The organism is Flagellimonas taeanensis, from assembly GCF_003584105.1.
Taxonomy (GTDB): domain Bacteria; phylum Bacteroidota; class Bacteroidia; order Flavobacteriales; family Flavobacteriaceae; genus Flagellimonas; species Flagellimonas taeanensis.
This window is the reverse complement of the sequence record NZ_QXFO01000027.1, coordinates 102,586-126,501: the sequence shown is the minus strand read 5'-3', so window position 1 is coordinate 126,501 and position 23,916 is coordinate 102,586. Positions and strand designations below refer to the sequence as shown.

The following is a 23,916-nucleotide window of genomic DNA, read 5'->3' as shown; positions in this document are numbered from 1 at the left end:
AATCGTTTGTATTTAGATATACGTTGTGTCATGATTTTTTTATTCAGGAATTAGCCACCAAAAAGGTTTCATTTTTGCTTTGTAGAGAAAGGCATAGTGCAATGCCAATTTTAGCCAGTGTCCGGCAAGGCCGATGGAACCAAAGGTTTTACCCAGCTTCCTGCCATGGGTGTCCGGATATTTTTTGAAATCGGGCACAATGGGATAGGTTGTAATGCTGATACCACTGCCCTTGGTCATTCCAAATCCTGCTGAAGCAATACACGCGGCCCCCATGTTGCCCATGGAGCCTTTGTGATGCAAATCATGGTTCGGGTTTTTGATCATCCCAATAATGTTATCGGCCACCAATTTTGCGGTGATTCCCGAAGGCATCCCTGTACGTGGTGGAGCTGGGGTAATATCCGTTCCGTTCTTGCTCTTTCTCGGTTTTGAAATGCCATGGGGTGGTGCAAAGGCTATCCCCGGTGCAAAAATATTGGCGTATGACGGGTTTTGATAGGTTTCCGGCCAATCCTGAACGGTCCATTCCTCGTAAGGTTTGGGTGTATAATCGGCATCAACAATCATAAACCCTTTGAAAAGCTTCTCCGTAATATCACCACCATTCTTATCATAAGCCTTAAATCCATGACCGGAAAAGGAAGGGATCAACATGGCGAAATCATAGCTTTCTTGTTTGTACTCGCCATCAAGGGTCTCGTAATGGGCCACACCGTCTTCCACTTTGTTGACCCCGACACCCAAGATCCAACGGATTCCACGGTCTTCAAAGACCATTTCCACCATTTCATTGGATTTCATGATATTGCTTCCGTAGCTCAACAGCATTCCATCCATCCCAAAATCCCCTAGTTGGTATTCATTGGAAATCCAGGTGATTTCTGCCATATCCCTTACCTTATGTCTTCTAAGCTCTTGTTCCACATTCAAAATGTATTCAAAAGCAGCACCTTGGCAGGTGGCCTTGGCATGACCTGTACCGATCAGAATCTTGACCTTTTTGCCCTGCTTCATCTGTTTGATGACCTCTTCCAGAGCCACCCAAGCTTCTTGGGCGTGGGTATAGGTACAAACGGAATGTGCCTTGTTCTTACCTGGTGAAAGTCCCTCGGTCCCTTCAAAATTGAGTTTTGGACCTGTTGCATTGATCAGGTAATCATACGTGACCTTCTCTTGTTTTCCCTTTTTGTCGCCAACCACATATTCTACCAATACATAGGGAGTTTGCTCGTCTTTATCACCTTCGGGGTAAAAACTGATGGCTTTTGCCTGCTTATAGCCGATATGTTTTTTGGCATACAGGGGGGCCAGCGGAAATATAAGATCCCTAGGTTTCATCCTACCGATCCCGACCCAGATATTGGATGGAATCCACTGGTAGTTACTATTGGGTGAAACCACCACCACTTCATGCTCTTTGGTGAGCTTTCTTCTGAGATGCGATGCGGCCACATGACCCGCTATTCCAGCACCCAGCACAACTATTTTGGACATTTTTATATCATTTTCACCAAAGTTACCATTAGGGTTTCAGATATAAAGTGACTTAGGTCACATAGAAAAAAGGCACCCAATTGGGTGCCTTTCAACTGTATAAACCTATAAAAACAACTAATAACTGGTCTCGTCCAACTTGACCTTGCCCCAGAATGTTTTGTACACAAAAATGGTGTAGAACAACACCAAAGGAGTACCGATAGCCACGATCGTCAACATGATCTGTAACGATTTGGTAGAGGAAGCGGCATTGTAAATATCGATATGGAATTTAGGATCGATAGTGGAACGAAGGAGTACGGGATATAATTCAACCGCCACCAAAACCAACAAAAAGGCAATGGTCAATGATGAAAACAGGAATGCCCATTTGTATTTTCTCCGTTCGGCCAATCGAGGCACGTTGGCAATGCTCAAAAAGGTCAGCAAAGGAATCACGAAAAGGGATGGATTGCTCTTGAAATCATCCGAAAGATGGGGAATGTAGATCAAGGTGTAGAGCGTGGTAATGGAAAAACTCACCATAAAAAAGATCATTCCTCTTTTCAACAATCTCGTCAGTTTGGCAAATAATCTGCCTTCTGTCTTCAACAGCAGAAAGATGGCTCCATGTGCCATAAAAAGTGACAAGGTGGTAAATCCGGTCATCAGGGCGTAGGGATTCAAAAATTCAAAAAGGACACCGCCTTTATATTGATAATTTTCATCAATTGGAATACCCTGAAGCACATTCCCCAGCACCACCCCAAGCAAAAAGGCCAACATGATACTGGAGATGCTATAACAAATGTCCCAAAGCTTTCTCCACCACAACATGGGTTCCTTGCCCCTAAATTCGATGGAAATGGCCCTAAAGATGATAAAGAGCAAAAACAACATGAATGGGATATAAAGGGAGGAGAACAGCGTAGCATACATCAGCGGAAAACCTGCAAAAAGGGCCCCACCGCCAATCACCAGCCATACCTCGTTACCATCCCAAACGGGTCCCACTGCATTCAAGGCAATCCTACGGCTTTGCTCTTTCTTTAGAAAGAGGTGCCAAGCGCCCGCCCCAAAGTCAAAACCATCCAAGATGGCATATCCGGAGAACAAACCACCAACTACCAAAAACCACCATGTGGGATAATCCAATCCTAAAAATGTTTCCATATTTCTTAGTTAATCATGTGAGTCAATGTTCCGCCAAAGGGTGTTTCGTCACTTTCTGCTTCTTCGTATGGCCCATGTTTGATCTTTTTGTGCAATAGATAGATGAACAAGGAGAACAACAAGGCGTATATCAAAAAGAACAGGATCAGTGAAAATAGAATCTGGTTATCCGATACGGCTTGTGAAAAGGCTTCGTCGGTTCTCAAAAGACCATAGACCACCCAAGGCTGTCTTCCCATTTCTGCGGCAAACCAACCTACCTGATTGGCAATTTGGGGCAGGAACACGGCAAACACAAATATCCAGAGCAACCATTTCTTTTGAAAGAGCTTGCCCCTCCATAATAGAAAACTGGCAAACAAGGTCAGGAAGATCAGAGTCATTCCAATGGCGACCATGATGTGATAGAATTGGAATACGGCATTCACTTGGGATGGGCGTTCATCCTCAGGAAAGGCATTGAGTCCTGTCACCGGGGTTTCAAAATCGTAGTCCAGCAGAAAAGAAAGTCCTCCTGGTATCTTGATCCCCGATACTTCTTGGTTTTCCTGGTCCACCCAACCCATGATATACATGTCAGCCGGAGCTGATTCCTCATAATGCCCCTCCAATGCAGCCAACTTTGCGGGCTGGTTTTTGGCCACACCATCTGCGGATTGATGTCCCGTGTACAATTGCCCCAATGAAAATATGGTAGCCACGATCAGCGCAATCTTAAACGCCTTTCTTGAAATTTCAATATACTTTCCCTTGACCAAGTAATAGGCATGGACACTCATGACCAAAAAGGCACCGGCCAAAAATGCCCCCAGCCAAACGTGCGTTAACCTATCCACACTGGATGGATTGAACACCATGGCCCAGAAATCAGTGATCTCGGCTCGTGCATCCATACCTTCTCCCACAATGTGAAATCCTGCGGGGGTCTGTTGCCAACTGTTGGCTACCACAATCCAGATAGCGGAGAACATGGACCCCAAAAACACTCCTATTGTGGAAACCAAATGGACCCAAGGTTTTACCCGGTTCCATCCGAAGAGCAATATGCCCAAAAAGCCACTTTCGAGAGCGAAGGCGAAAATACCTTCGGCCGCAAGGGCACTGCCAAAAACATCGCCCACATACCTGGAATACACGGCCCAGTTGGTCCCGAATTCAAACTCCATGACGATTCCTGTGACCACACCTATCCCAAAAGTGAGTGCAAAAATCTTGGTCCAAAATCGAGCCAATTTATGGTAGATTTCCTTTTTGGTCCTGATATGGATACTTTCAAAAATGACCAACAACAGGCCTAGACCAATACTTAAGGGAGGGTAGATGTAATGAAACGCAACTGTGAAGGCAAATTGAATACGGGCGAGTATTTCCGTTTCCATGGGTATGATTTTGACATCAAAAATAACCCTGAAAACTATCTTATTATGTCACCCATGTTACAAAAAATAGAGTTTTAACACAACAATGCCAAATCATCATGTTAAAACTTTATGTATGAATAAAATCCTACTTTTTTCCGCTGTTCATCAAGGCGAAAACCGCACCTACGAGCACAATGACCACAACGGCGAACAATCCTATCATCCAGATGCCGTTTTCCCAAGATACCAAAGGGATGCTATTGAATATTTTCACAATGTATTGATTTTAAAGTTTAATCAAATTTAACGGCAAAACTGATTTCAAAACATGATAATTCTCATGTAGAAGTTATTGTAAACCATTGATTTAAAATTTTTCACTCTTCAGCATTCTTCAAAAAAAGAGTGCTTTATAAAACGAGATCTATCATTTTGTCACATAAAAGAGCCGCTCTTTAAAAAGAGCGGCTCTTTTTATCAACCAACCAAAAAAACTAATTTTTGACCTTGCACGTATTGATCCCAAAAAGGGTGTACAAAGGGCAAAAGCTAACAAAGCTTGTCAGGACAAATATGGCCGCCAAGGCAAGCAGCACATATGCCAACGTTCCTGTGATCATATTGAAGTAGTACAATGCCCCTACTACAAGTGCCAGGATGATCCGAATCGTGCGGTCTGCACCGCCCATGTTTTTTTTCATAATTGTCAGTTTATGATTCTCACCCTACAAGGTACCAAAAATTGGGGCAGCTTTCCATCCCATTTTTTGATTATCAGAACATTACTCCAAATGTACAGGTTCATCTAAAAGCAAATGGTAACATTGGTTACATAGCTTTACTTATTTTTACGGTACATTTAATTCTCTATTTTATGAACAGGAGGGAATTCACTTTGGGAATGTCATTGGCCAGCATGGCCAGTATCTTGGGTATTGAGATTGTATATGGAGGTCTCATGCCGGAAGGATACCGCCCTTTGGGCCTTCAGGATCCGGACCCTTTTAAAATGTTCCACAAAGACAAGGAAATGGTCGTTTTGAACGATCGCCCTTGGAACATGGAGGCGAAGGCCCATTTATTGAACGATAGGGTGACACCGAACCAATACATGTTCATTCGAAACAACGGGAACATCCCAGAAGGCATTGATGTGTCCAAATGGACCCTCACCATCGATGGTGAATCCGTTAAAAACAAAAAAACCTACTCTCTTTCCGAATTAAAATCCAAATTTGGACACCATACCTATCAATTGGCCTTGGAATGTGGTGGAAATGGCCGAAGCGAGTTCAATCCACCGGCCAAGGGGAACCAATGGACCGTTGGGGCAATTTCGTGTGCCGAATGGACCGGGGTTCGTTTGCGCGATGTACTGGAAGATGTAGGAATCACATCTGATGCCGTTTATATCGGCTACCATGCTGCGGACACCCATTTGAGCGGAGACCCGAAAAAAGAGCCCATCTCCCGGGGCGTTCCCATTGCTAAGGCATTGCAAGATGAAACCTTGCTCGCCTTTGCCATGAACGGTGAGGACATCCCTTTGGCGCACGGTCATCCATTACGATTGGTCTGCGGTGGTTGGCCCGCTTCCACTTCGGGCAAGTGGCTCAACCGCATCAGTGTCCGAAACAAGGAACACGATGGCGAAAAGATGGGCGGCAGTTCGTACCGAGTGCCCTGCGAGACTGTGGCTCCCGGCAGTGAGGTGGATGATGCCAATATGTGCATCATCGAATCCATGCCCGTAAAATCGTTGATCACATTTCCCAAAAGTGGTGCATTGATCAAAAATGGAAAGTCCTTGACCATAAACGGACATGCTTGGGCCGGTGAGCTAGAGGTCTCAAAAATGGAATATTCCATTGATTTTGGAAGCACATGGCACCAATGTTCTCTCGAAAAACCAGTGAACCGATTGGCATGGCAACATTTTAAGGCCTCGATTTCCTTTCCCAAAAAGGGGTATTATGAAGTTTGGGCCAAGGCCACGGATTCCAATGGAAAAGCCCAACCCTTGGTATTGCCAGGTTGGAACCCCAAAGGCTATCTCAACAATGCCTGTCATCGCATAGCGGTCAAAATCGTTTAAAGGTGATGGAGGACTTTCGAAAACAGGTCAGTGCACTGTCCAAAGCACTTTGGGCATTTTTGGGATTGATCGTGGTCATTTTTATGGGACTTTTTTATTGGGCGAATTATACCCCGCCCCCTACCTATGAAGAAATTCCAATGAAAGAACCTATTGCCGATTTCGACCAAATTGAAAACGGTGTCCATGTGGCTACAGGTTTTGTGGTGGATGAGGGCATGGAAGCGACCATCCAGAACTGTACCGGCTGCCATTCTGCCAAATTGGTAACCCAGAACAGAATGGACCTAGAAGGGTGGAAAGCGACCATAACATGGATGCAGGAGACCCAAAACCTATGGGACCTGGGAGCGAACGAAGCACTGATTTTGTCCTATTTGTCAAAAAACTATGCCCCAAAAGAGCAGGGAAGAAGGCAAAACTTGGAAGATATTGATTGGTATGAACTAAAATGACTATGGAAGCATACGTAAAGGCCTTTATGAACGGTTTTGTAGGGACGGTCAACTGGACCTGGAAATCCATTTGGTTTGAAGTGCCTTGGTACACTAACTATTTTTGGGGCCTGATCTTGATTTCCCTACTGGTCTGGGCCTTGGAAATCCTATTTCCTTGGCGTAGGGAACAATCCGTTTTCCGAAAGGACTTCTGGTTGGATGCATTTTATATGTTCTTCAATTTTTTCATTTTTGCCATCGTCATCAATGGGGTGTACAAGGTTCTGGGGGTCCTTTTTTTGGATGTGGGCATTTCTTCCAAAACTTTGGCTGTTGTAGAGATGGGTCATTGGCCGCAATGGGCACAACTCTTGGTCTTTTTCATCCTGCTCGATTTTGTCCAGTGGTTCACCCACATATTGTTGCATAAATATCCCATGCTCTGGGAGTTCCACAAAGTACACCACAGTGTCAAAGAAATGGGGTTTGCGGCACATTTGAGGTACCATTGGATGGAGAACATCCTCTACAAACCGCTAAAGACCTTGGGGGTAATGGTACTGGGCGGATTCGAACCAGAGCAGGCCTATATTGTACATTTTGCCGCCATAGCCATTGGGCATTTCAACCATTCCAACATCAAACTCACCTATGGTCCGCTGAAATATATCCTGAACAATCCCGTGATGCACCTGTACCACCATGCCTACTCCATTCCCGAAGGTTCGTATGGTGTAAATTTCGGAATCAGCCTGAGTATTTGGGACTATCTGTTCAAAACAAATTATATCCCGGAGAGCAGTGGAAAAATTGCACTCGGTTTTCCGGGCGATGATCAACTACCGAAAGGATTTTGGAGCCAATTGATCTATGGCTTCAAAAGAAACAAGGGGAAAGAGGGATCCAACCCCTTTTGAGATCTCAAGGACAATCCCAAATAGCTCGTTCAATGGCTCCAGGACCTATATCCTCCCCTAAGGTCGTATACCTTCGTAAATCCAAGGTCTACGAGTCTCTTGGCTGCCTTTTGGCTCCTATTTCCCGATTGACAATAAATGTATATGGGAACATCCTTTCTGAGTTTTGAAAAAGCGGTCTCAAATGCAGACCCTTGAAAAAAATCAATGTTCTTGGCTCCCTTGATGTGGCCCGACATGAATTCCCCCTTGGTCCTGACATCCACCAATTGGACCTTGCCCTTGGAAATGGCTTCTTTGTATGCTTCCCGATCCATGATCTGAATTTCATCGGGAAGGTTTTGTTCTTTGAACAAAAAGCTGAATATTGACATTGTATCGTAGTTTTAAGGGTCAAAAATACCCCACCCAACCCATCGGGGTCAGTAACGATGGTTACACAAAACCAACTTTCTTGAATTTATTCCGAAGTTGTCCGGGCCTTATTTCAACGTAGTGGGACACACATAGTCCGTTACGGGAATCCCGGACTTTTTGATGTCGGCAAAACCTCCTGTGACATCGACCAAATTATGGATGCCCCTGCTCTTCAGGATGGAGGAAGCGATCATACTCCTATAGCCCCCGGCACAATGGACATAAAAGGTTTCTTTCTCTGGAAATTCCGCTAGGTAATCGTTGATATAGTCCAACGGGGTCAAATGGGCTTTTTCCACATGCTCCGCATTGAATTCCGATTCCTTTCGCACATCGTATACCGGCACCCCTTTTTCCATGAGGGTCTTCAATTGCTCGGCATTCACGCTATCCACCGTATCGATTTCCTTACCTGCTTTTTCCCAAGCCTCAATGCCTCCTTTGAGATAGCCCAATGTATGGTCAAAACCGACCCTTGAAAGTCGGGTAACGGTCTCTTCCTCCCTTCCTTCCGGGGTCACGAGGAGTATGGGTTGCTTCACATCGGCGATCAATGCGCCTACCCAAGGGGCGAAGCTTCCATCCAGTCCAATGAATATGGAACGGGGCACATGACCTTTGGCAAAATCATCTTGATGGCGAACATCCAGCACTATGGCCCCCGTCTCGTTTGCGGCAGCTTCAAAGGCATCGGGACCAAGGGCCTGCGTTCCTCTTTCCAGAACGGTATCGATATCTTCATAGCCTTCCTTGTTCATTTTCACGTTCAGGGGAAAGTATTGTGGGGGAGGCAAAAGGCCATCCGTCACTTCCTTGATGAATTCTTCCCGGGTCATATCCGCCCGAAGGGCATAGTTCATCTTTTTCTGGTTGCCCAAGGTATCCACCGTTTCCTTCATCATGTTCTTTCCACAGGCGGAACCGGCTCCATGGGCCGGATACACGATCACATCATCAGCCAAGGGCATGATCTTGTTCCGAAGGCTATCGAACAAGGTCCCGGCCAACTCTTCCTGGGTCATGTGGGCCGCTTTCTGGGCCAGGTCTGGACGACCTACATCACCGAGGAACAAGGTGTCCCCACTAAAAATGGCATGGTCCTTTCCTGATTCGTCCTTTAGTAAAAAAGTGGTGCTTTCCATGGTGTGCCCTGGGGTGTGCAGCACTTTGATGGTCAATTTTCCCAAAGGGAACTCCTGTCCATCTTTAGCAATAATGGCCTCAAAAGCGGGTTGGGCCGTTGGGCCATAAATGATCGGTGCGCCCGTTTCCTTGGAAAGGGTGACGTGACCGCTCACAAAATCGGCATGAAAATGGGTCTCAAAAATGTACTTGATGACGGCCCCTTCGTCCTTGGCCCTTTTTAGATAGGGTTCCACTTCGCGAAGCGGGTCTATAATGGCGGCTTCTCCTTCACTTTCAATATAATAGGCTCCTTGTGCCAAACATCCGGTATATATCTGTTCTATTTTCATCTCCTCTGATTTTTCAACAAAATTAATATGGTGCGCTGTATCGCGCAGTCACCAAAGTTACAAACTCTTTGTCTTGGACTGTAATGTTATCTTTTTCTGCATGACACTCCTTTCCTTCTTTTCGGAACAAGAGTCCACGGCATCAAATGTCTGGACAAACAGGTTTTCCTCCCCAAGGATATCAACGATCCCACTACTGTACAGAATATCCCTTGTGGGGCCTATGGCCGCTGCTATCAAGAACTGGATGCCCCTTTGCCTGAAGTCCAATATGATGCGTTCCAGCATGGCCGAGGCACTGCTGTCTATGTAATTGATGGGTTCCGCATTCAGGATGACGTATTTTAGGACGGGGCCTTTTTTGGCCATTTGCCGATAGAGCTGCTTTTTGAAATAATCCTTGTTCCCAAAATACAATTGGGCATCGAACCTGATGACCAGTTTATCGGCATCCACTTCAACATCTCCCGAAAAACGATCGATGTTCTTAAAATAGTTGGTGCCCTTGATCCTTCCCAAGACCGCCATGTGCGGCTTGGATATCCTATAGACCAGCAGCATCAGGGACAACAATACGCCGAACAAAATCCCCTCCATCAACCCGATAAAGAGCGTCATCAGGAACGTAGCGGCCAGTAGTAGGAACTCGTCCTTTCTGTTTTTCCAGAGGGCCAAAGGGTATTGGATATCGATAAGGCCCACCACGGAAACGATGATGATGGCACCCAAGATCACTGCGGGGAGATTATAGAACAAAGGGGTCAAGAAGAGTAGCACGCCTGCAATGATCAGGGTACTAAAAATCAGGGACATCCCCGTTTTGGCCCCGGCTTGATCGTTCACTGCGGTCCTTGAGAAACTTCCCGATACCGAAAAAGACTGGAAAAACGAACCTAAAACATTGGAAAGGCCCAGTGCCCGAAGTTCCTGATCGGGATCCAGTTCGTATTCCGGGTGCTTTTCTTCGACAGTCTTGGCAATGGATACGGACTCCATGAACCCAAACAATGCCACTGTGATGGCTATGGGCATCAGTTGGCCCATCTTGTCCCATTGGAACTCAGGGGCCTGAAAACCGGGAAGCCCTTTTGGTATATCGCCCACAATGTGGATTCCCTTGGTCTCCAAACCGAAGATCACCACAGCCAAGATGCCGAGGACCACCATCAGCAAGGGAACCGGCAGTTTTTTGTTGACCTTGTTCAACAGGAATATCAATGCGATGGACCCCACACCCAACCCAAAGGTAAGCCAATGGATATACCCCAGACTCCCGATGATATTGGGAATCAGTTCATGTACCCTACTGGTCTGGACAAAGTTGGTGCCCAAAATATGGTTCAATTGTCCCAGGCTGATCAAAATGGCCGCGGCCGATGTAAACCCACTGATGACCGGTTTGGACAAAAAGTTGACAAAGAATCCCATCCGGAAAAACCCCATCAAAAGTTGCAGTCCCCCAATGAGCAGTGTCAAGAAAAGTACAGCTGCAACATAGTCCTCTTCATTGAGCAATCGCAATGCACCAACACCCGTTGCGACCAACAAGGAATCCATGGCCACAGGGCCCACGGCCAACTGTCGTGATGTTCCCATAAGGGCATATACCAACTGGGGCACCAAAGCGGCGTATAGTCCATAAATTGGGGGCAGTCCCGCAATCATGGCATAGGCCATTCCCTGGGGTACCAACATGATTCCCACGGTAATGCCCGCAGTAAGGTCACCGCGCAGCAATACCTTATTGTATGTGGCCATCCATGCTAAAAATGGAAAGAACCTCTTGATCATGTGGTAGGTTTTATGCAAAAATAGGAAGCCCAAGGACAACCCACGGTAACTTAGGGCACAAAGTTACAGATCCACAACTTGGATGTAGCTTCTGTGCAGTACCAGTTTCTTCATTTTTTCGAGCTTTTTCAACAATCTGGAAACCACTACCCTTGAGGTATGCAGGTCATAGGCTATCTCCTGATGGGTGCTTTGGATCTTGTTGTCGTTGGTCACCTCCACCTTCTTTTTAAGATAGTCCACCAACCTTTGGTCCAAGTTCTTGAACGCAATGCTGTCCACGGTCTGTAACAACTCGTTCAAGCGGTTGTGGTAGCTTTCGAAGACGTAGTTGCGCCATCCTTTGTATTTTCCCATCCATTCTTCCATTTTTTGCACGGGGATCATCACAATGCTGGCATCGGTCTCGGCAATGGCCCTGATCTCGCTCTTGGTATGCCCCATACAGCAGGCCATGGTGACCGAACAGGTCTCTCCTTGTTCCAAATAGTACAAAAGCAACTCGTCCCCTTCCTCATCTTCCCTCAGGACCTTTATGGCTCCAGAAAGCAGTAAAGGAATGCTCCTGATGTACTGACCAATATCCATGATGGTCTCCCCGGCTGGAACCTCCATTAATTTACCTACCTCCAAGATCTCATCGATCAGGGGTTGTTCAAAATGTCCTCTAAACGTCTCTAAAAGTTCTTCTTTCATGTTGTAGAAATCGCCCTCCTAAGGTAACCATTTTGGAAAAAACATGTCCAGATTTCGCATTTCCATGAACTGCAAGGCCCATACCTTAAGGTATGGGCCTTGAACATACTAATTAACTGAAATAAAACCTACTTAAACTAAAGCTTTAGGGGCAATCCTCCCATTTCTTTGGGTACAGGAACGTCCAATATGTTCAATAGCGTGGGTGCAATCTGATCGGAATGCAATTGTTCTTCTTGTTTTACCTCGCCCAAGGCTTTAATCCCCTTTCCAAAAGTGACCATCCAAACTTGGTCAGCTCCCTTGATGTCCGCTCCATGGCTTCTCCAAGTATCCAAAGGTTCAGTGCCCCTGCCGTGGTCTGTGGTGATGATAAAAACCGTTTGATCCTTATAAAAATCATCCTGTTGGGTAAAGTCCCAAAGCTCTTTGATCAAAGCATCTGTGTTGTGGGCCGATTTCAGATACGCTTGATAATCGCCATCGTGGGCGAAGTCATCCGTTTCCCCATAAGAGACAAATACCAGCTTCGGATGCGCTTTTTTCATGTGCTCCAAGGCATAGTGATGGGTGAAGGCATCCAAACGAACGCTGCCCCAAGGACTTGGAATTTGAACCTGAAGTTGGTTCAGGAATTTTTCCCTTTCGTTCAAGTTGCCTGTAGCCGTTTCAAAACCGGCATTCACGGGAACACCGGAACGTTTTTCGTTGATGATGAACGGGAACACATCCCAACTGCCAAAAGCAGCTACTTTGCCTTTCCCTTCGGACATGTTGTTGTACCGTTCCAAAATGGTGGTATTGGGATTGGGCACCTTATCATTGCTGCGGATGTTCTTGTCATCGGCAGCCCCGGTCAGGATTTCGTTGTAGCCCGGATAGGAAAACCACATCTTGTTGGTCAGGTCCACTTTGCTGCCCAAGTTCCTGTTGCCATGCAACTGGCCCATTTTGGACACTTGGGTCCAGAAAAAAGGCATCAGGACCTCTCTTCTTTCTTGGGGAGTTTCTTTCCAAAAAGCCTCCTTTAGCGCGTCTACTTCATGAACGTACTCCTTGTTGCCGATCAATAACGGATCGGCACCCGTGAAGAGTTCCTGCCAACGGTAGCCGTCCAACGTAATCAAAATGACCTTGGTGTCGGATTCCTGTGCATTGATCTTTAGAAAAGCTGCCAGGGCAACGAAAAGCAATATCTTTTTTTTCATTTCTGTTTGGTTTTGAATGATGCTGTTTCGGACCAATCGCTCCAATTGAGGTTTTGGTCGCGGTAACGGACCCTCCAATAATAAGTGGTTCCAGGTTTCAATCTTTTGGTTCTTTCGTCGGTAAGGTCGTCATCTTTTTGACGGTCTTCCTCATAGTACCAGTTTTCGTATTGTTTCCAACTGTCCAGTGCCAATTTTTCAAAATCCTTGGTTTCAGAAACCTGCCAATGCGCGGCAGCATGGAAAGCTCCATTGATCGGGCTTGAAAATTCCCCAGCCTTCAACGTGGCAAATTCATCTTCAACTTCCACATTGTTTGCAGGCGAAACTGTTTTGGGGGTTTCGGGTTTCTTTTCCAATCTCCAAATGGTAATACTATCGCGAAGTTCATTGTCCCTAAGCTTGCTTTCGTTGCCACGACTGATCCTTTTTATAGTGAACTTGGGGTCTTTTCGGTTACCGTCCACTTCCACCATCACAAAACCATATTCGTCTTGGGAAACGGTGAACTCATCGTAATCCCTGCCTTCAAACTCCCCCCAATTGTCGATGGCACCACCGGCGGAGGCCACATTGATCCACAAATGCTTGTGATCTCTGGACTGTCCCCTGGAATAGGCATGGGTATGACCGAAAAAGTGAATACTGGGTTTACCCGTTTTGGTTGAAAACTCCTCCAACATTTTTACCACTTTTCCTGTGGGTTCTTCCTCTCCTGGAATCCAAAGCTCCGATTTATAAGGATGGTGGAGTTGGGCAAAAACAAAGTCGATATTATCATCCTTTTCCGTATCTGCCAAAACCTTTTCCAACCACTGGTATTGATCTTTCAAATCTCGGTACCCTTCGTTGGAGTTGAGTCCGATCACACGGGTATTTCCATAATCTTTGTACCACCAATGTTCCGCAAAGGCAGGGGTGCCATTTTCGGGCAGGCTGAAATATTTGAAGTAAAAAATGGAGTTTCGCTCATGGTTTCCCAAAACAGGATATACTGGCACTTCAGCAAACAATTTTTGTGCAGGGTCGAAGAAATGTTCCTTCCACTGGTAGTATTCGCTCCCACTTGAAACCAAGTCGCCCGGAATCATGATCATGGCCAGATTATCGGGCAATTTGCCTCCGTATTCCTTTTTCAAATACTGAATGATGCCCTCGTTCACCACTTCGGAAAATTTGTTCGGATTTTGGCTATCGTATTGCATATCGCTCATGGCAACGATGTTGAACGATTCCTCATCACTGGCAAAGGGCGGCGTTTTAAATTGATAGATGTCCGACTTGGCCTTTCCTGTCTTTACCCGATAAAAGTATTCAGTAAAGCGTTCCAAACCTGTCAACTTCACGGTATGCACCCTAGAATCCGAAAAGTTGATGTCTTCGGCCCTACCTTGGGTCTTTTTGCCCAGTTTTGGAGTGGTTCCATATTCAACGATGCTTTCCTCGCCATTGGTGGTCTCCCACATGATGATGATCGAATTGGGTTCGGCGTTCTGCAGATAGGGTTGCACCAAGATCTGTGGCTCCGACTGGGCCATCATCGGGGCAATGCCCAAAAACAAAAAGATAAGTAGTTGGTTGATTTTTTTCATTAGGCTATGGCATTTGTTTTTAGAAAGGCGTCGTTCAATATCTCCAAGGCTTTTTCCAGTTCTTCCCGAGAAATGGTCAAGGGAGGTGAGAGTTGCAGCACGTTTCCTTTGGAAACCTTGAAACTCAACCCATTTTTTAAACATTCGTACATGATTTCCTCGGCTTCGGCGGTCGCTTTTTCCTTGGTGGTCCGGTTGGTGACCAATTCGATACCCCACAACAGACCCACCCCACGCACATCGCCAATCAGGGAATATTTTCGGTGCATTTTGTAAAGGGCCTTTTTCATGAATTCCTCATCTGCCTTTACCTTTTGCAACAATTTTTCTTCTTCAATGATTTCCAAAAGGGTCAATCCGGCCACTGAGCCCATTGGACTTTTTTCGTGGGTATAGTGTCCCAAAGAAATATGCCCGAAACGGTTGTACTCTTCACGGGTCACAATGGCCGCTTGGGGAACAATACCTCCACCCAAGCCTTTGCCCAAACAGAGGATATCGGGTTCAATACCGAACAATTCGTAGGCGAACATTTTTCCGGTGCGTCCGAAGGCAATCGGAATTTCATCCAAAATCAACAGCACCCCATACTTATCACATAGTTCACGGGCGCCTTGCCAATATTTGGCGGATGGAATCTGCACATCGGTGTTGCGGATGGTTTCGGCCAAAAAAGCACCGATCTCATCATCCTTGGACAACACATGCTCCAAATACTCCAGGGCTTTTTCTTCATTCCCTTCAAAAATACCGCGATAGGTTATAGGTGGTGGAATACGTTCCACACCGGGCATCAATGGCCCCATATGTTCTTGAAAGATAGATTCACCGCCTACGCTGATGGCATCCAAATTGGCCCCATGGAACGAATCCCAAAAGGAAACTACTTTATGCTTGCCCGTTACCGCACGGGCCAGTTTCAAGGCTATGCTGATGGCAGAACTTCCGTTTGGGGTAAGTAAAATTCGATTTAGCCCTTTTGGGGTATAGGATGTCAATTCCTCCGCAAACTGGATGGCTTTTTCGTTGGTGTATCTTCGGGTTGAAAACGTAAGTTCCTGAAGTTGTCCCATAAGCGCACTCACCATTTTGGGATGGGAAAACCCTACTTGGTGCACATTGTTCCCATGAAAATCCAGATATCGTTTCCCAGAGATACTCTCCAAATAAGAGCCTTCGCAATTTTTTAAAACGTCCAAACAGGGGGTGGACATGGATTGGTGCAAAAAGTATTTGGCATCCTTTTCCAACAGTTCCTTGGTTTGGTCGTTTACTTCTTCCTTTAACCATTCACCCCTGGCAGAGGTAAGGTTGATGTCGCCTTCCACAACAGATTCCGCGTTGTGCCTATCGTGCTTCATATGGTCCATATTTCGCTAGTATTTCCCTTTCTTCCGATGAATCGTTCAACACATAAATATCGTATGAATTCCCGTGATTATAAACCCGGATCACAATATGCCCCTTTTGGCTTTTATATTGATCCAACCTGCCCCCGATCACATCCTTGGTGCCTTGGAGCATAATGGTTGAAAAAATATCCCGTTCCCCAGGGTACAATTGTGTTGAGGTGATCCTTCTTAAAACTTCCTCGCCCGGATGGTCGGCAGTCCAATTTTGTTGGATCCAGACACGGGGCCGGATGGTCCGAACATAAAATGGATTCTGTGAATCGCGGTTGCCGTGATGGTTGAGTGTGGCCACATCCACCGGACCGATTACCGGGGCCACGTGGGATTCCAAAGCATCCAAATTGGTCTGACCCATGCCGTCTATGCCGGAAATATCCCCTCCGGTATAATAATTGAACTTGCCGTAATCGATTCGGATACCATTGCTCAACGGATTCTCCCCTGGATATTCTCCCTGTCTGAACAAGGGGTAAAAGGAATCATCATAGCCTGTCCAAATGTTACCATTGGAGGCAATATTCCGTATTGAAAAAGTTGGATAATCCTTTGGATTATTTTTTAGAACGATTTGATCCGAACGGCCCACGCTCAATGGCTCATTGATTAAGCCAACTTTTTTTGCTTGATAATCGATGAACTTCCAATACTCCTTTAAGGTCGGTATCATACCATAGGCATCGCTAGAGAAACGTTCCTCTGCCTGTACTTTGGGATCTTTCAGGTTGATGGGGAATTCAAATCCGCGGTCTATCAATTTTTTGATGGGAATAAGGGTCCCCACTTCCATAATACCGGTCAATTGATACCCCCCTGGAGCTATTTTTCGCAAGGAATCTATTTCTCCAAAATGATCGTCGTGGTAATGGGTAATAAGGGCATAATCCAATTTTCGTTCTTGTCTTTTGGGCAGAAACTGGTCGATGTAATCCACGATCCACTGGGGTACGGTCTTTGACCTGTTCGGAACCAATTCGGCATTTCTGCTCGACGTGGTCCTCGGATGGGTCTCGGACATGTCCCCGGCATCCACCAGCATCGTAGCGCCATCAGGAAAAACCATAAAAGCGGCGTCACCCCTACCGGTATTGATATGGTGGATGTCCAAAAAACCAGGTTCCCAAGCAGGCAATTGCTGTTTTTGGCCTTTGACCACCAAGGCCATAAGAAATAGAGTGGCCAAAACACCTGATTTTTTGAGGTTGATATACATTTTATTTTTCTCTATATAAATGGTTGGCAGGGATAATCTGTTTCGGGATGTGGACTCCTTGGTATTTTACATCCAAGTGGTAGCCTCCCCCGCCGTTAAAAAACTCCACCCTGACCAAATGTTTGCCTTTGGTCAGTTCAATAGCTTCGCCACGTTCCATGACCCCATGGTCCCCATCGTTGTCCACCACCAATTTTCCATCCACGTAGAGTTTACTCCCGTCATCACTATTGGCAAAAAAGCCATATTTCCCATCTTCAGGAATATCCAAATAGCTTTCCAACACCAAGGCCCCCTGTTCTTGTTGCACATCTTCCGTCAAGGCCTGTTTATGGGAAAATTCGGCAACAAAACCTTCTTTAACAGGCTTTAAGGTAGCGAAATTGGGTAATTTGTCCATCCCCTCCCCGTAATAAATAGCATAGGCAACAGGGTCTTCCTTGGTTTCAGGAACCAACCTGAAATTGGCCTCTGCAATCGTACTCAACAATTGGTCACCCTGAAAAATTCCGGCCTTTACAATCTCGGTTTGTTTCAGGTAAAAAGTATCTTGATACACCTTGCTGTTTTCCATCGTAGGAACGGCGTTTCCTATGGTATACCTGATTTCACCCACATTGTTGGGGTTCTGCATTACCACCGCAACGGAATCCGCCTTAAAAACTCCTCCTGCAGGCTCAAAATAGCCTGCATCCGGAAGAATCTTTGGTTGGGTTATCTGCTCTTTTCGCTTATAGGTCAAGTTGGGTTTTTCATTACCGATAAAAGCTCCTTTAGTGGGCCTCCCGATCCATGACTGGGGAGTTTGCAATCCCATAGCATAGGCCACCGTGGCTGCATTGTCGTATTGGTATACGGTCTCTTCAATCTGATATCCTTTTTTGATTCCTGCACCATAAAGGATAAAGGGTATTTCCATTTCGGCCAAACTTTCACCCCCGTGCCCAAAACCGATTCCACCGTGATCGGCAGAAACAATGAACAGGGTCTTTTCAAAAATGCCCGCTTCCTTGGTCGCGTTGACAATTTCGGTAATCAAAGAGTCCGCCTTTTCTACGGACTTGTAATATTCTGGGCTCCCATGGCCCAAGGCATGGCCTGCATGATCTACATGATCCAAATGCACAAAGGTGAACTTGGGAGTATGTTCCTTGATGTAGTTTACGGCCTGTTGTGTGGTATTGTCCTCGTGGTCCCCGTCAATATCAAAATCGACGTCCTCCTTTTCGAACAAACGTCCAAAGCCATCCCAATCGTAGATTGCCCCTACATGGGCTTCGGGCTGTTGGTCGTGGAACAAGGTGAAAATGGTTGGGAAGGTTCCATTTTTGGTCGCTACTACGGGTGGCAATTGATGGTCAAACTTTTCCCATCCGTTGGAGGTGACCCCATGCTGTTCGGTATCGGCCCCCATGATCATACTGGCCCAATTGGGGCTGGAACTTGACGGCAATACGGAACGGGCATGCATAGTGGCCGCTCCATTTTGAACCATGGAGTCCATCATAGGCGTATGGGCCTTCTGGATCCCATTGGGACTCATACCGTCCACGCCGATGATCACAATGTGTTGTATATCAGGGCTATTCTCTGTATTTCGTGAGCAGGCCGATAAAAACACCGTGACCAAAGCAGTCACAAAGAATACGTTCTTCAACATGAATTTTTATTTTAACAACAATGGCTGCCCTGTTTCCAGGGCAACCATTTGTCGGTTATTTAAATGGTCAAATCTTTAATATCTGTTTCCTGTTTCCCACCAACCAGGTGTGTTGATATCATCCCCTTCACCTCCCATGGCTTGGACCGCTGCATCATAATTGGCCTTGTTTAGGGTCTGTTCCGAAGAAGGATATAGGAAACGGACAGGATAGCGCCCTCCGTTTAGATCATCCGGGCCAGTTTCCAAAGCGGGCATGCCGGTCCTTCTATAGTCCATCCATCCTTGATAGTCCACATTCCAAAGGGCAATGGTCTTTTGGGTCAGCAACAATTCCAAAGAACCATCGTATTGTACCTCAGCTCCTTGCAAATAAGTTTCAATGTCCGCATCGGAAACTCCCCAATAGGACAAACTGGCCCTTATCCCTTCATTATAATACGTTTCGGCACTACCTGTGATAAAACCTCTTTCCGCAGCTTCGGCCAAGATGAACTGAACTTCTGAATTCTTCATGATATATGCCTGGGCTGCCGTTCTTGAAAAATAGAACAGTTCCACATCCAAACGGCTTGGGCTGTACTGGTCATCATAGGCACGGGCATTGTCCTGATTGAGACCGATGGGTATTCCCACCCATTCGCCATCGCTGTTTCGGTCAAACCAAATATCCAAGCGAGGATCATTGAACAGCTCAAAATAATCCAATAGTGTAGTACACAAGCTCTTTTCGTCGAACCCGCCAATACGACCGGTGCTTTCTGGCCAAGAGTCGGTGTTGGACGTGCCGCTATATACCAATGTGGCATTGTCCGCATTGTTGCTGATGTAGTTTCCTGCGTTCACAATGGCCTGCATTTCTGCGGAAACATCCCTTCTTTTCGATATTCGCATCAAATAGCGAAGACGCAGTGAATTGGCCAATTTTCTCCATTGTGCAGCATCACCATCATAGATGACATCACCTGTTGACCCTGCAATGGTCTCTCCTTTGGCCAGTGCGGCATCGGCATCGGCCAAATCCTGGAGCACACCGTTGTACACGGTTTCCTGATCGTCATATTTTGGGGTAAAAATGCCCGAACTCTCCCCGGACATGGCCTCTGTATAGGGCACATAGCCATAAAGATCCGTAAGGTTGGCAAAGCAAAGGGCCCTCATCGTCAGGGCGATACCTTCATAAGTGGCGTTCTGTGTGCCTTCGGCCCTCGAAATTTCCAAAATATCATTGATCTCGGGCAAATAACTGTAAAACAGGTTCCACATTCCTTGATCTCCCCAGTCAAACTGGCTAAAACCAGGAAAGTTGTTCTTGGCCATCAGCTGGGTGATGGTGTTTCCGTCGCTGTAGCCCTCTTGGGTAAGCTGTCGGGTAATTTCGGAAGTCACGGTGGACAACAACAGGTTGGCACTTACTTGTTCAGGGGCGTTCGGGTTGGAGTTGATTTCCTCAAAATTTTCCGTACAGGAAACCAAAACGCTTCCTGCGAACAATAGTGATGTTATGACGTTTGATGTTTTCATCTTCTTGATTCTTGGGTATTTAAAATTCTACGTTTAGATTCAGACCGAAGCTTCTGGTGCTCGGCAGGGCCATATCCTCAACACCGGGAACAATGGAGCCTCCGGATAGGGAAATGGTCTCGGGATCCACATGGTCGTTCTCCGTCCACAAGGCCAGATTACGGCCAACCAATGCAACGGATGCCGATTTCAACGGGGTCTTCTCCAATAATTTCCTTGGGAAGGTATACCCTAGTTTCACCTCTCTCAGTTTTACATAGGTGGCATCGAACATGGAGCTTTGCTCATTGCCCCTATTGTACACATGGGAGTAATAATTGGATGCGTTCACACTGGTAGTGTTGGGGGTATAGGACCCGCTCCCATTGTCGATCACACCTTGGGCAACGATTCCTGATTCACGTCCGGGAACCGTAAAGTCCAACATCCCTGTTGTTCCCCCTATGGCAACCGTTCTGGAATGGTAAACACCTCCCTGCCTCCAATCGAACAAGAATCCAAACCTGAAGTTCTTATAGCTGAAGCTGTTCTGGAAACCGACCATAAAATCTGGATTGTAGTTTCCAAGGTTTCTGAGTTCATTGCTTCTAATGGGAAGACCAGAATTGGGGTCAATGATCCATTGTCCATAATAAGGGCTGCTTTTATCGGTGACCTGCTCGAAACCTGTTCCGTACAAATCTCCCATACGGCCTCCTACTTCCGCTACGACTTGCAGGTAGTTGGATTTTACCAAATAGCTATCCAACCCATCGGTAAGTTCCTTGACCTCTCCGCGGTTCGCGGTGAAATTGATATTGGTGTTCCAGCTAAAGCTATCGGTTTGGACCGGGGTGGCTGTCAAAGTAACCTCCAAGCCTTTGTTCTCCACTTCCCCAGCATTGATGACCCTAGTGCTGTAGCCTGATGTATTGGACACGGGCAAGGAAAGGATCTGGTTGTTGGTCACCGATTTATAGGCTGCTACGTCCAAGCCCAATCGACTACCAAAGAACCTTACATCGGCACCTACCTCAAAGGAGTTGGTACGCTCAGGCTTAAGGTCGGACAACTTCAACTCTGACGGTGAATATACCCTTGAGAAACCGTTAAACGTGTTTCCAAAACCATAGGTAGCGGCCAAATTGTATGGGTCCGTATCGTTACCCACGCTGGCCCAACCTCCCCGAAGCTTTGCAAAGCTGATGGCTTGGGGCATGGTGAACATATCGGAAAGGATAAAGCTCAATCCCACGGATGGGTAGAAGTAGCTGTTGTTGCCATCGGGCAGTGTGGAGGACCAGTCGTTACGTGCGGTCACATCCAAGAATGCATAGTCTTTGTAGGAAACGTTCGAAAAGGCATAGAGACTGTTCACAGTGAACTTTCCATCATAATCGCTCTGTGTCAACGGTTCGGCAGCATTTCCAAAATTGTAGATGCCGGGGATGGACAGTGAGTTGGCACTGATCCGCTGGTACCTGTTCTTTGCCGAACGGTGGTTTCCACCAAAAGAAACCCCAAAATCAAAATCTTGATTAATCTCTGTATTGTAAGCCAATAAGAAATCCGTGTTCTGTTCATAGGCATAGATGAAATCCTCCCGATACTGTCCGTTCGGGAAACGCTGGGTGGAATAGGCCCTTTTACGCTTGTCCAGTTCGTTGGAATAATCGAATCCGGAACGAAACATGAAACTAAGGCCCTTGGCCAACTGAATATCCGCCCTGAGATTGGTGATCAAGCGGTCCTTGTTGAAGGCGTTGGTATTTTCGAAAACCGTGAAGAACGGGTTGTCGTGATAATTATAGTTGTAGTTGAATTGCTGCACCCCTTCCAGACCGGGCTGCCAGTAATCCCTTAAATTGTTCATGTTGATGTGACGGCCAAACCAAATCCAGAGGTACATTACGTTCTCGGTACCGTAAGAGTTGTTCGGACGGTTGCGTGAATTGGAATTGATGTAGTTCATGGAACCGGTCACCTTCAACCAATCCGTTAGGTTATACGATCCGTTCACCTGATAGGCCCTTCTTTTAAAATTGGAGTTTGGGATCACGCTCTCGCTCTGAAGGTCGGTAAAGGACACCCTAAAATTCCCATCCTCATTGCCCCCGGTCAGGGCAATATTGTTGCTCAGGGTGAACCCGGTCCTGAAGAAATCATCAATATTGCTTGGCTGTGGTGAAAACGGAGTGGCTATGATCTCGTCGGCGAAAGTACCATCCGAATTCCTTGGTCTTACATGGACATCCCCTGCACGCAGACCACTTGTGGTGGGGCTATCGTGTTGAGGGATCAACTGTCCGTTCAAGGCAGGGCCCCAGCTCTCGTCCACATGATCGTTGATACCACCCGTTAAGGAGCGGTTCTGTCCCCCATCGTTGAAAGCAAATTGTCCATTGGACCCCTGTCCGTAGCGGTTTTGGTACTTCGGCAAGGTCAACAAATCTTCAAACGTGGTGTTGTTAGTGTATGAAACCCCGATTCCTTTGGATCCCTTCCCTGATTTGGTAGTGATCAAGATGACGCCATTGGCCCCTCTGGAACCATAAAGTGCGGTGGCATTGGGACCTTTCAGTACCGTCATGGTCTCCACATCGTCCGGATTGATGTCCATGGCACCATTACCATAGTCAACACCCATATTGCCCTCACTCCCAGTATTGTTCACATTGTTGTTGATTGGTATACCATCGACCACAAATAGCGGGGAGTTGGCATTTGGACTGGGGTTCAATGAGTTTTCACCCCTAATGATGATCTGCGAAGTGGATCCAACTCCCGAGTTTCCACCGGTGACCTGCACCCCTGCCATTTTACCGGCCAGTGAGTTCACCACATTGGTCTCCTTTGCCTCCGAGATTTCCTCCCCGGAGACTTTCTGGACGGCATAGGCAAGTTTCTTGGTCTCCCTTTGGATGCCCAGGGCCGTTACCACCACTTCGTCCAATTGTTGTGAATCGGGCTGCAACATTATGGTTGCCGTGGTCTTTCCCGTCGTGTCAAAATCTTGGGACACATATCCTATATAGGATACCTCCAATATTTCCCCTCCCTGCGAAAGTTCAATCTGGAAGTTCCCATCAAAATCCGTGGCAACACCTACGCTACCACCTTTAACAACCACCGATGCCCCTGGAAGTGGCACGTTGTTCTCATCCACCACCTTTCCTGAAAAGGTGCCTTGTGAATAGCCTATGATACTTACGGTAAAGGCAAGTAAAAACGCTACGATTGATTTTTTCATTTGTTGAATATTTGTAAAAATTGGTTAATTATTTATCAACAAATATCCAACACAAGAGTTAAGACATGCCGCTATACAGATTAAAAAAAGGATATGGAATGGTTAAAAGAATCCTTGGAATGTTAGGTAAACATTATTTACAAATATTCACTTTTTAAACTGCTTCAAAAACAGTACTTTTCAATGTTCACAAGCCCCATCATAGGGTTTATCGTGTTTTTTTAGTATTTATGGTTATTG

Annotated in this window: 19 protein-coding genes; 3 read left to right on the top strand and 16 right to left on the bottom strand. The window is 46.3% G+C overall.

Annotated elements, in window-relative coordinates; translation table 11 throughout:
• Positions 1–39: 39 nt before the first annotated feature.
• The 5 genes from D2V93_RS15730 to D2V93_RS15715 all read right to left on the bottom strand — a co-directional run bounded on the left by D2V93_RS15730 (position 40) and on the right by D2V93_RS15715 (position 4,714).
• Positions 40–1,497: an NAD(P)/FAD-dependent oxidoreductase gene (locus tag D2V93_RS15730; RefSeq protein WP_119620083.1), complete on the bottom strand. Its 1,458-nt coding sequence runs from the start codon at positions 1,495–1,497 to the stop codon at positions 40–42.
• Between the two features lie 117 nt (positions 1,498–1,614).
• Positions 1,615–2,652: a cytochrome d ubiquinol oxidase subunit II gene (gene cydB / locus D2V93_RS15725; protein ID WP_119620082.1), complete on the bottom strand. Its 1,038-nt coding sequence runs from the start codon at positions 2,650–2,652 to the stop codon at positions 1,615–1,617.
• 5 nt (positions 2,653–2,657) lie between these two features.
• A complete protein-coding gene (locus tag D2V93_RS15720; protein ID WP_119620081.1) occupies positions 2,658–4,031 on the bottom strand; it encodes a cytochrome ubiquinol oxidase subunit I in 1,374 nt (457 codons plus the stop codon).
• A 127-nt stretch (positions 4,032–4,158) separates the two neighbouring features.
• On the bottom strand, positions 4,159–4,287 hold the full coding sequence (locus D2V93_RS18910; RefSeq protein WP_256621088.1) for a hypothetical protein: 129 nt from the start codon (positions 4,285–4,287) through the stop codon (positions 4,159–4,161).
• Between the two features lie 220 nt (positions 4,288–4,507).
• Positions 4,508–4,714, bottom strand: coding sequence for a YgaP family membrane protein (locus D2V93_RS15715; RefSeq protein WP_072880821.1), 207 nt, complete (start codon positions 4,712–4,714; stop codon positions 4,508–4,510).
• Positions 4,715–4,887: 173 nt separating this feature from the next.
• On the opposite strand from D2V93_RS15715, the gene D2V93_RS15710 reads away from it, so the two are divergent.
• The 3 genes from D2V93_RS15710 to D2V93_RS15700 are packed head-to-tail and all read left to right on the top strand — an operon-like array spanning position 4,888 to position 7,462.
• Complete coding sequence (locus D2V93_RS15710; protein WP_072880819.1) at positions 4,888–6,108, top strand: sulfite oxidase; 1,221 nt, start codon at positions 4,888–4,890, stop codon at positions 6,106–6,108.
• A 5-nt stretch (positions 6,109–6,113) separates the two neighbouring features.
• Positions 6,114–6,563, top strand: coding sequence for a monoheme cytochrome C (locus D2V93_RS15705; RefSeq protein ID WP_119620080.1), 450 nt, complete (start codon positions 6,114–6,116; stop codon positions 6,561–6,563).
• 2 nt (positions 6,564–6,565) lie between these two features.
• Positions 6,566–7,462, top strand: coding sequence for a sterol desaturase family protein (locus tag D2V93_RS15700; protein ID WP_119620079.1), 897 nt, complete (start codon positions 6,566–6,568; stop codon positions 7,460–7,462).
• A gap of 29 nt (positions 7,463–7,491) precedes the next feature.
• Here D2V93_RS15700 and D2V93_RS15695 read toward each other — a convergent pair whose 3' ends face one another.
• The 11 genes from D2V93_RS15695 to D2V93_RS15645 all read right to left on the bottom strand — a co-directional run bounded on the left by D2V93_RS15695 (position 7,492) and on the right by D2V93_RS15645 (position 23,676).
• Positions 7,492–7,818, bottom strand: a complete 327-nt coding sequence (locus D2V93_RS15695; protein WP_313795052.1) for a rhodanese-like domain-containing protein — start codon at positions 7,816–7,818, stop codon at positions 7,492–7,494.
• Positions 7,819–7,944: 126 nt separating this feature from the next.
• Positions 7,945–9,354: an MBL fold metallo-hydrolase gene (locus tag D2V93_RS15690; protein WP_072880811.1), complete on the bottom strand. Its 1,410-nt coding sequence runs from the start codon at positions 9,352–9,354 to the stop codon at positions 7,945–7,947.
• A 57-nt stretch (positions 9,355–9,411) separates the two neighbouring features.
• Positions 9,412–11,145, bottom strand: a complete 1,734-nt coding sequence (locus D2V93_RS15685; RefSeq protein WP_119620300.1) for a SulP family inorganic anion transporter — start codon at positions 11,143–11,145, stop codon at positions 9,412–9,414.
• 63 nt (positions 11,146–11,208) lie between these two features.
• Positions 11,209–11,841 (bottom strand): Crp/Fnr family transcriptional regulator, encoded by a 633-nt coding sequence (locus D2V93_RS15680; protein WP_072880809.1) that lies wholly within the window; start codon positions 11,839–11,841, stop codon positions 11,209–11,211.
• 137 nt (positions 11,842–11,978) lie between these two features.
• On the bottom strand, positions 11,979–13,049 hold the full coding sequence (locus D2V93_RS15675; RefSeq protein ID WP_119620299.1) for a sulfatase-like hydrolase/transferase: 1,071 nt from the start codon (positions 13,047–13,049) through the stop codon (positions 11,979–11,981).
• Positions 13,046–14,641 (bottom strand): fibronectin type III domain-containing protein, encoded by a 1,596-nt coding sequence (locus tag D2V93_RS15670; protein ID WP_119620077.1) that lies wholly within the window; start codon positions 14,639–14,641, stop codon positions 13,046–13,048. The genes D2V93_RS15675 and D2V93_RS15670 overlap by 4 nt, the downstream gene beginning before the upstream one ends.
• Entirely contained in the window at positions 14,641–16,002 is a 1,362-nt protein-coding gene (gene pbfA, locus D2V93_RS15665) for a (R)-1-hydroxy-2-aminoethylphosphonate ammonia-lyase (RefSeq protein ID WP_245978263.1), read from the bottom strand. The genes D2V93_RS15670 and pbfA overlap by 1 nt, the downstream gene beginning before the upstream one ends.
• A complete protein-coding gene (locus D2V93_RS15660; RefSeq protein ID WP_119620075.1) occupies positions 15,989–17,263 on the bottom strand; it encodes a ComEC/Rec2 family competence protein in 1,275 nt (424 codons plus the stop codon). The genes pbfA and D2V93_RS15660 overlap by 14 nt, the downstream gene beginning before the upstream one ends.
• A gap of 1 nt (position 17,264) precedes the next feature.
• The gene (locus D2V93_RS15655; protein ID WP_119620074.1) at positions 17,265–18,923 is read right to left on the bottom strand and encodes an alkaline phosphatase family protein; all 1,659 of its coding nucleotides are present in this window, start codon (positions 18,921–18,923) and stop codon (positions 17,265–17,267) included.
• Between the two features lie 75 nt (positions 18,924–18,998).
• Positions 18,999–20,447 carry a SusD/RagB family nutrient-binding outer membrane lipoprotein gene (locus D2V93_RS15650; protein WP_119620073.1) on the bottom strand — a complete coding sequence of 483 codons (1,449 nt, stop codon included), beginning with the start codon at positions 20,445–20,447 and terminating at the stop codon, positions 18,999–19,001.
• Between the two features lie 19 nt (positions 20,448–20,466).
• The gene (locus D2V93_RS15645) at positions 20,467–23,676 is read right to left on the bottom strand and encodes a SusC/RagA family TonB-linked outer membrane protein (RefSeq protein WP_119620072.1); all 3,210 of its coding nucleotides are present in this window, start codon (positions 23,674–23,676) and stop codon (positions 20,467–20,469) included.
• Positions 23,677–23,916: the final 240 nt, after the last annotated feature.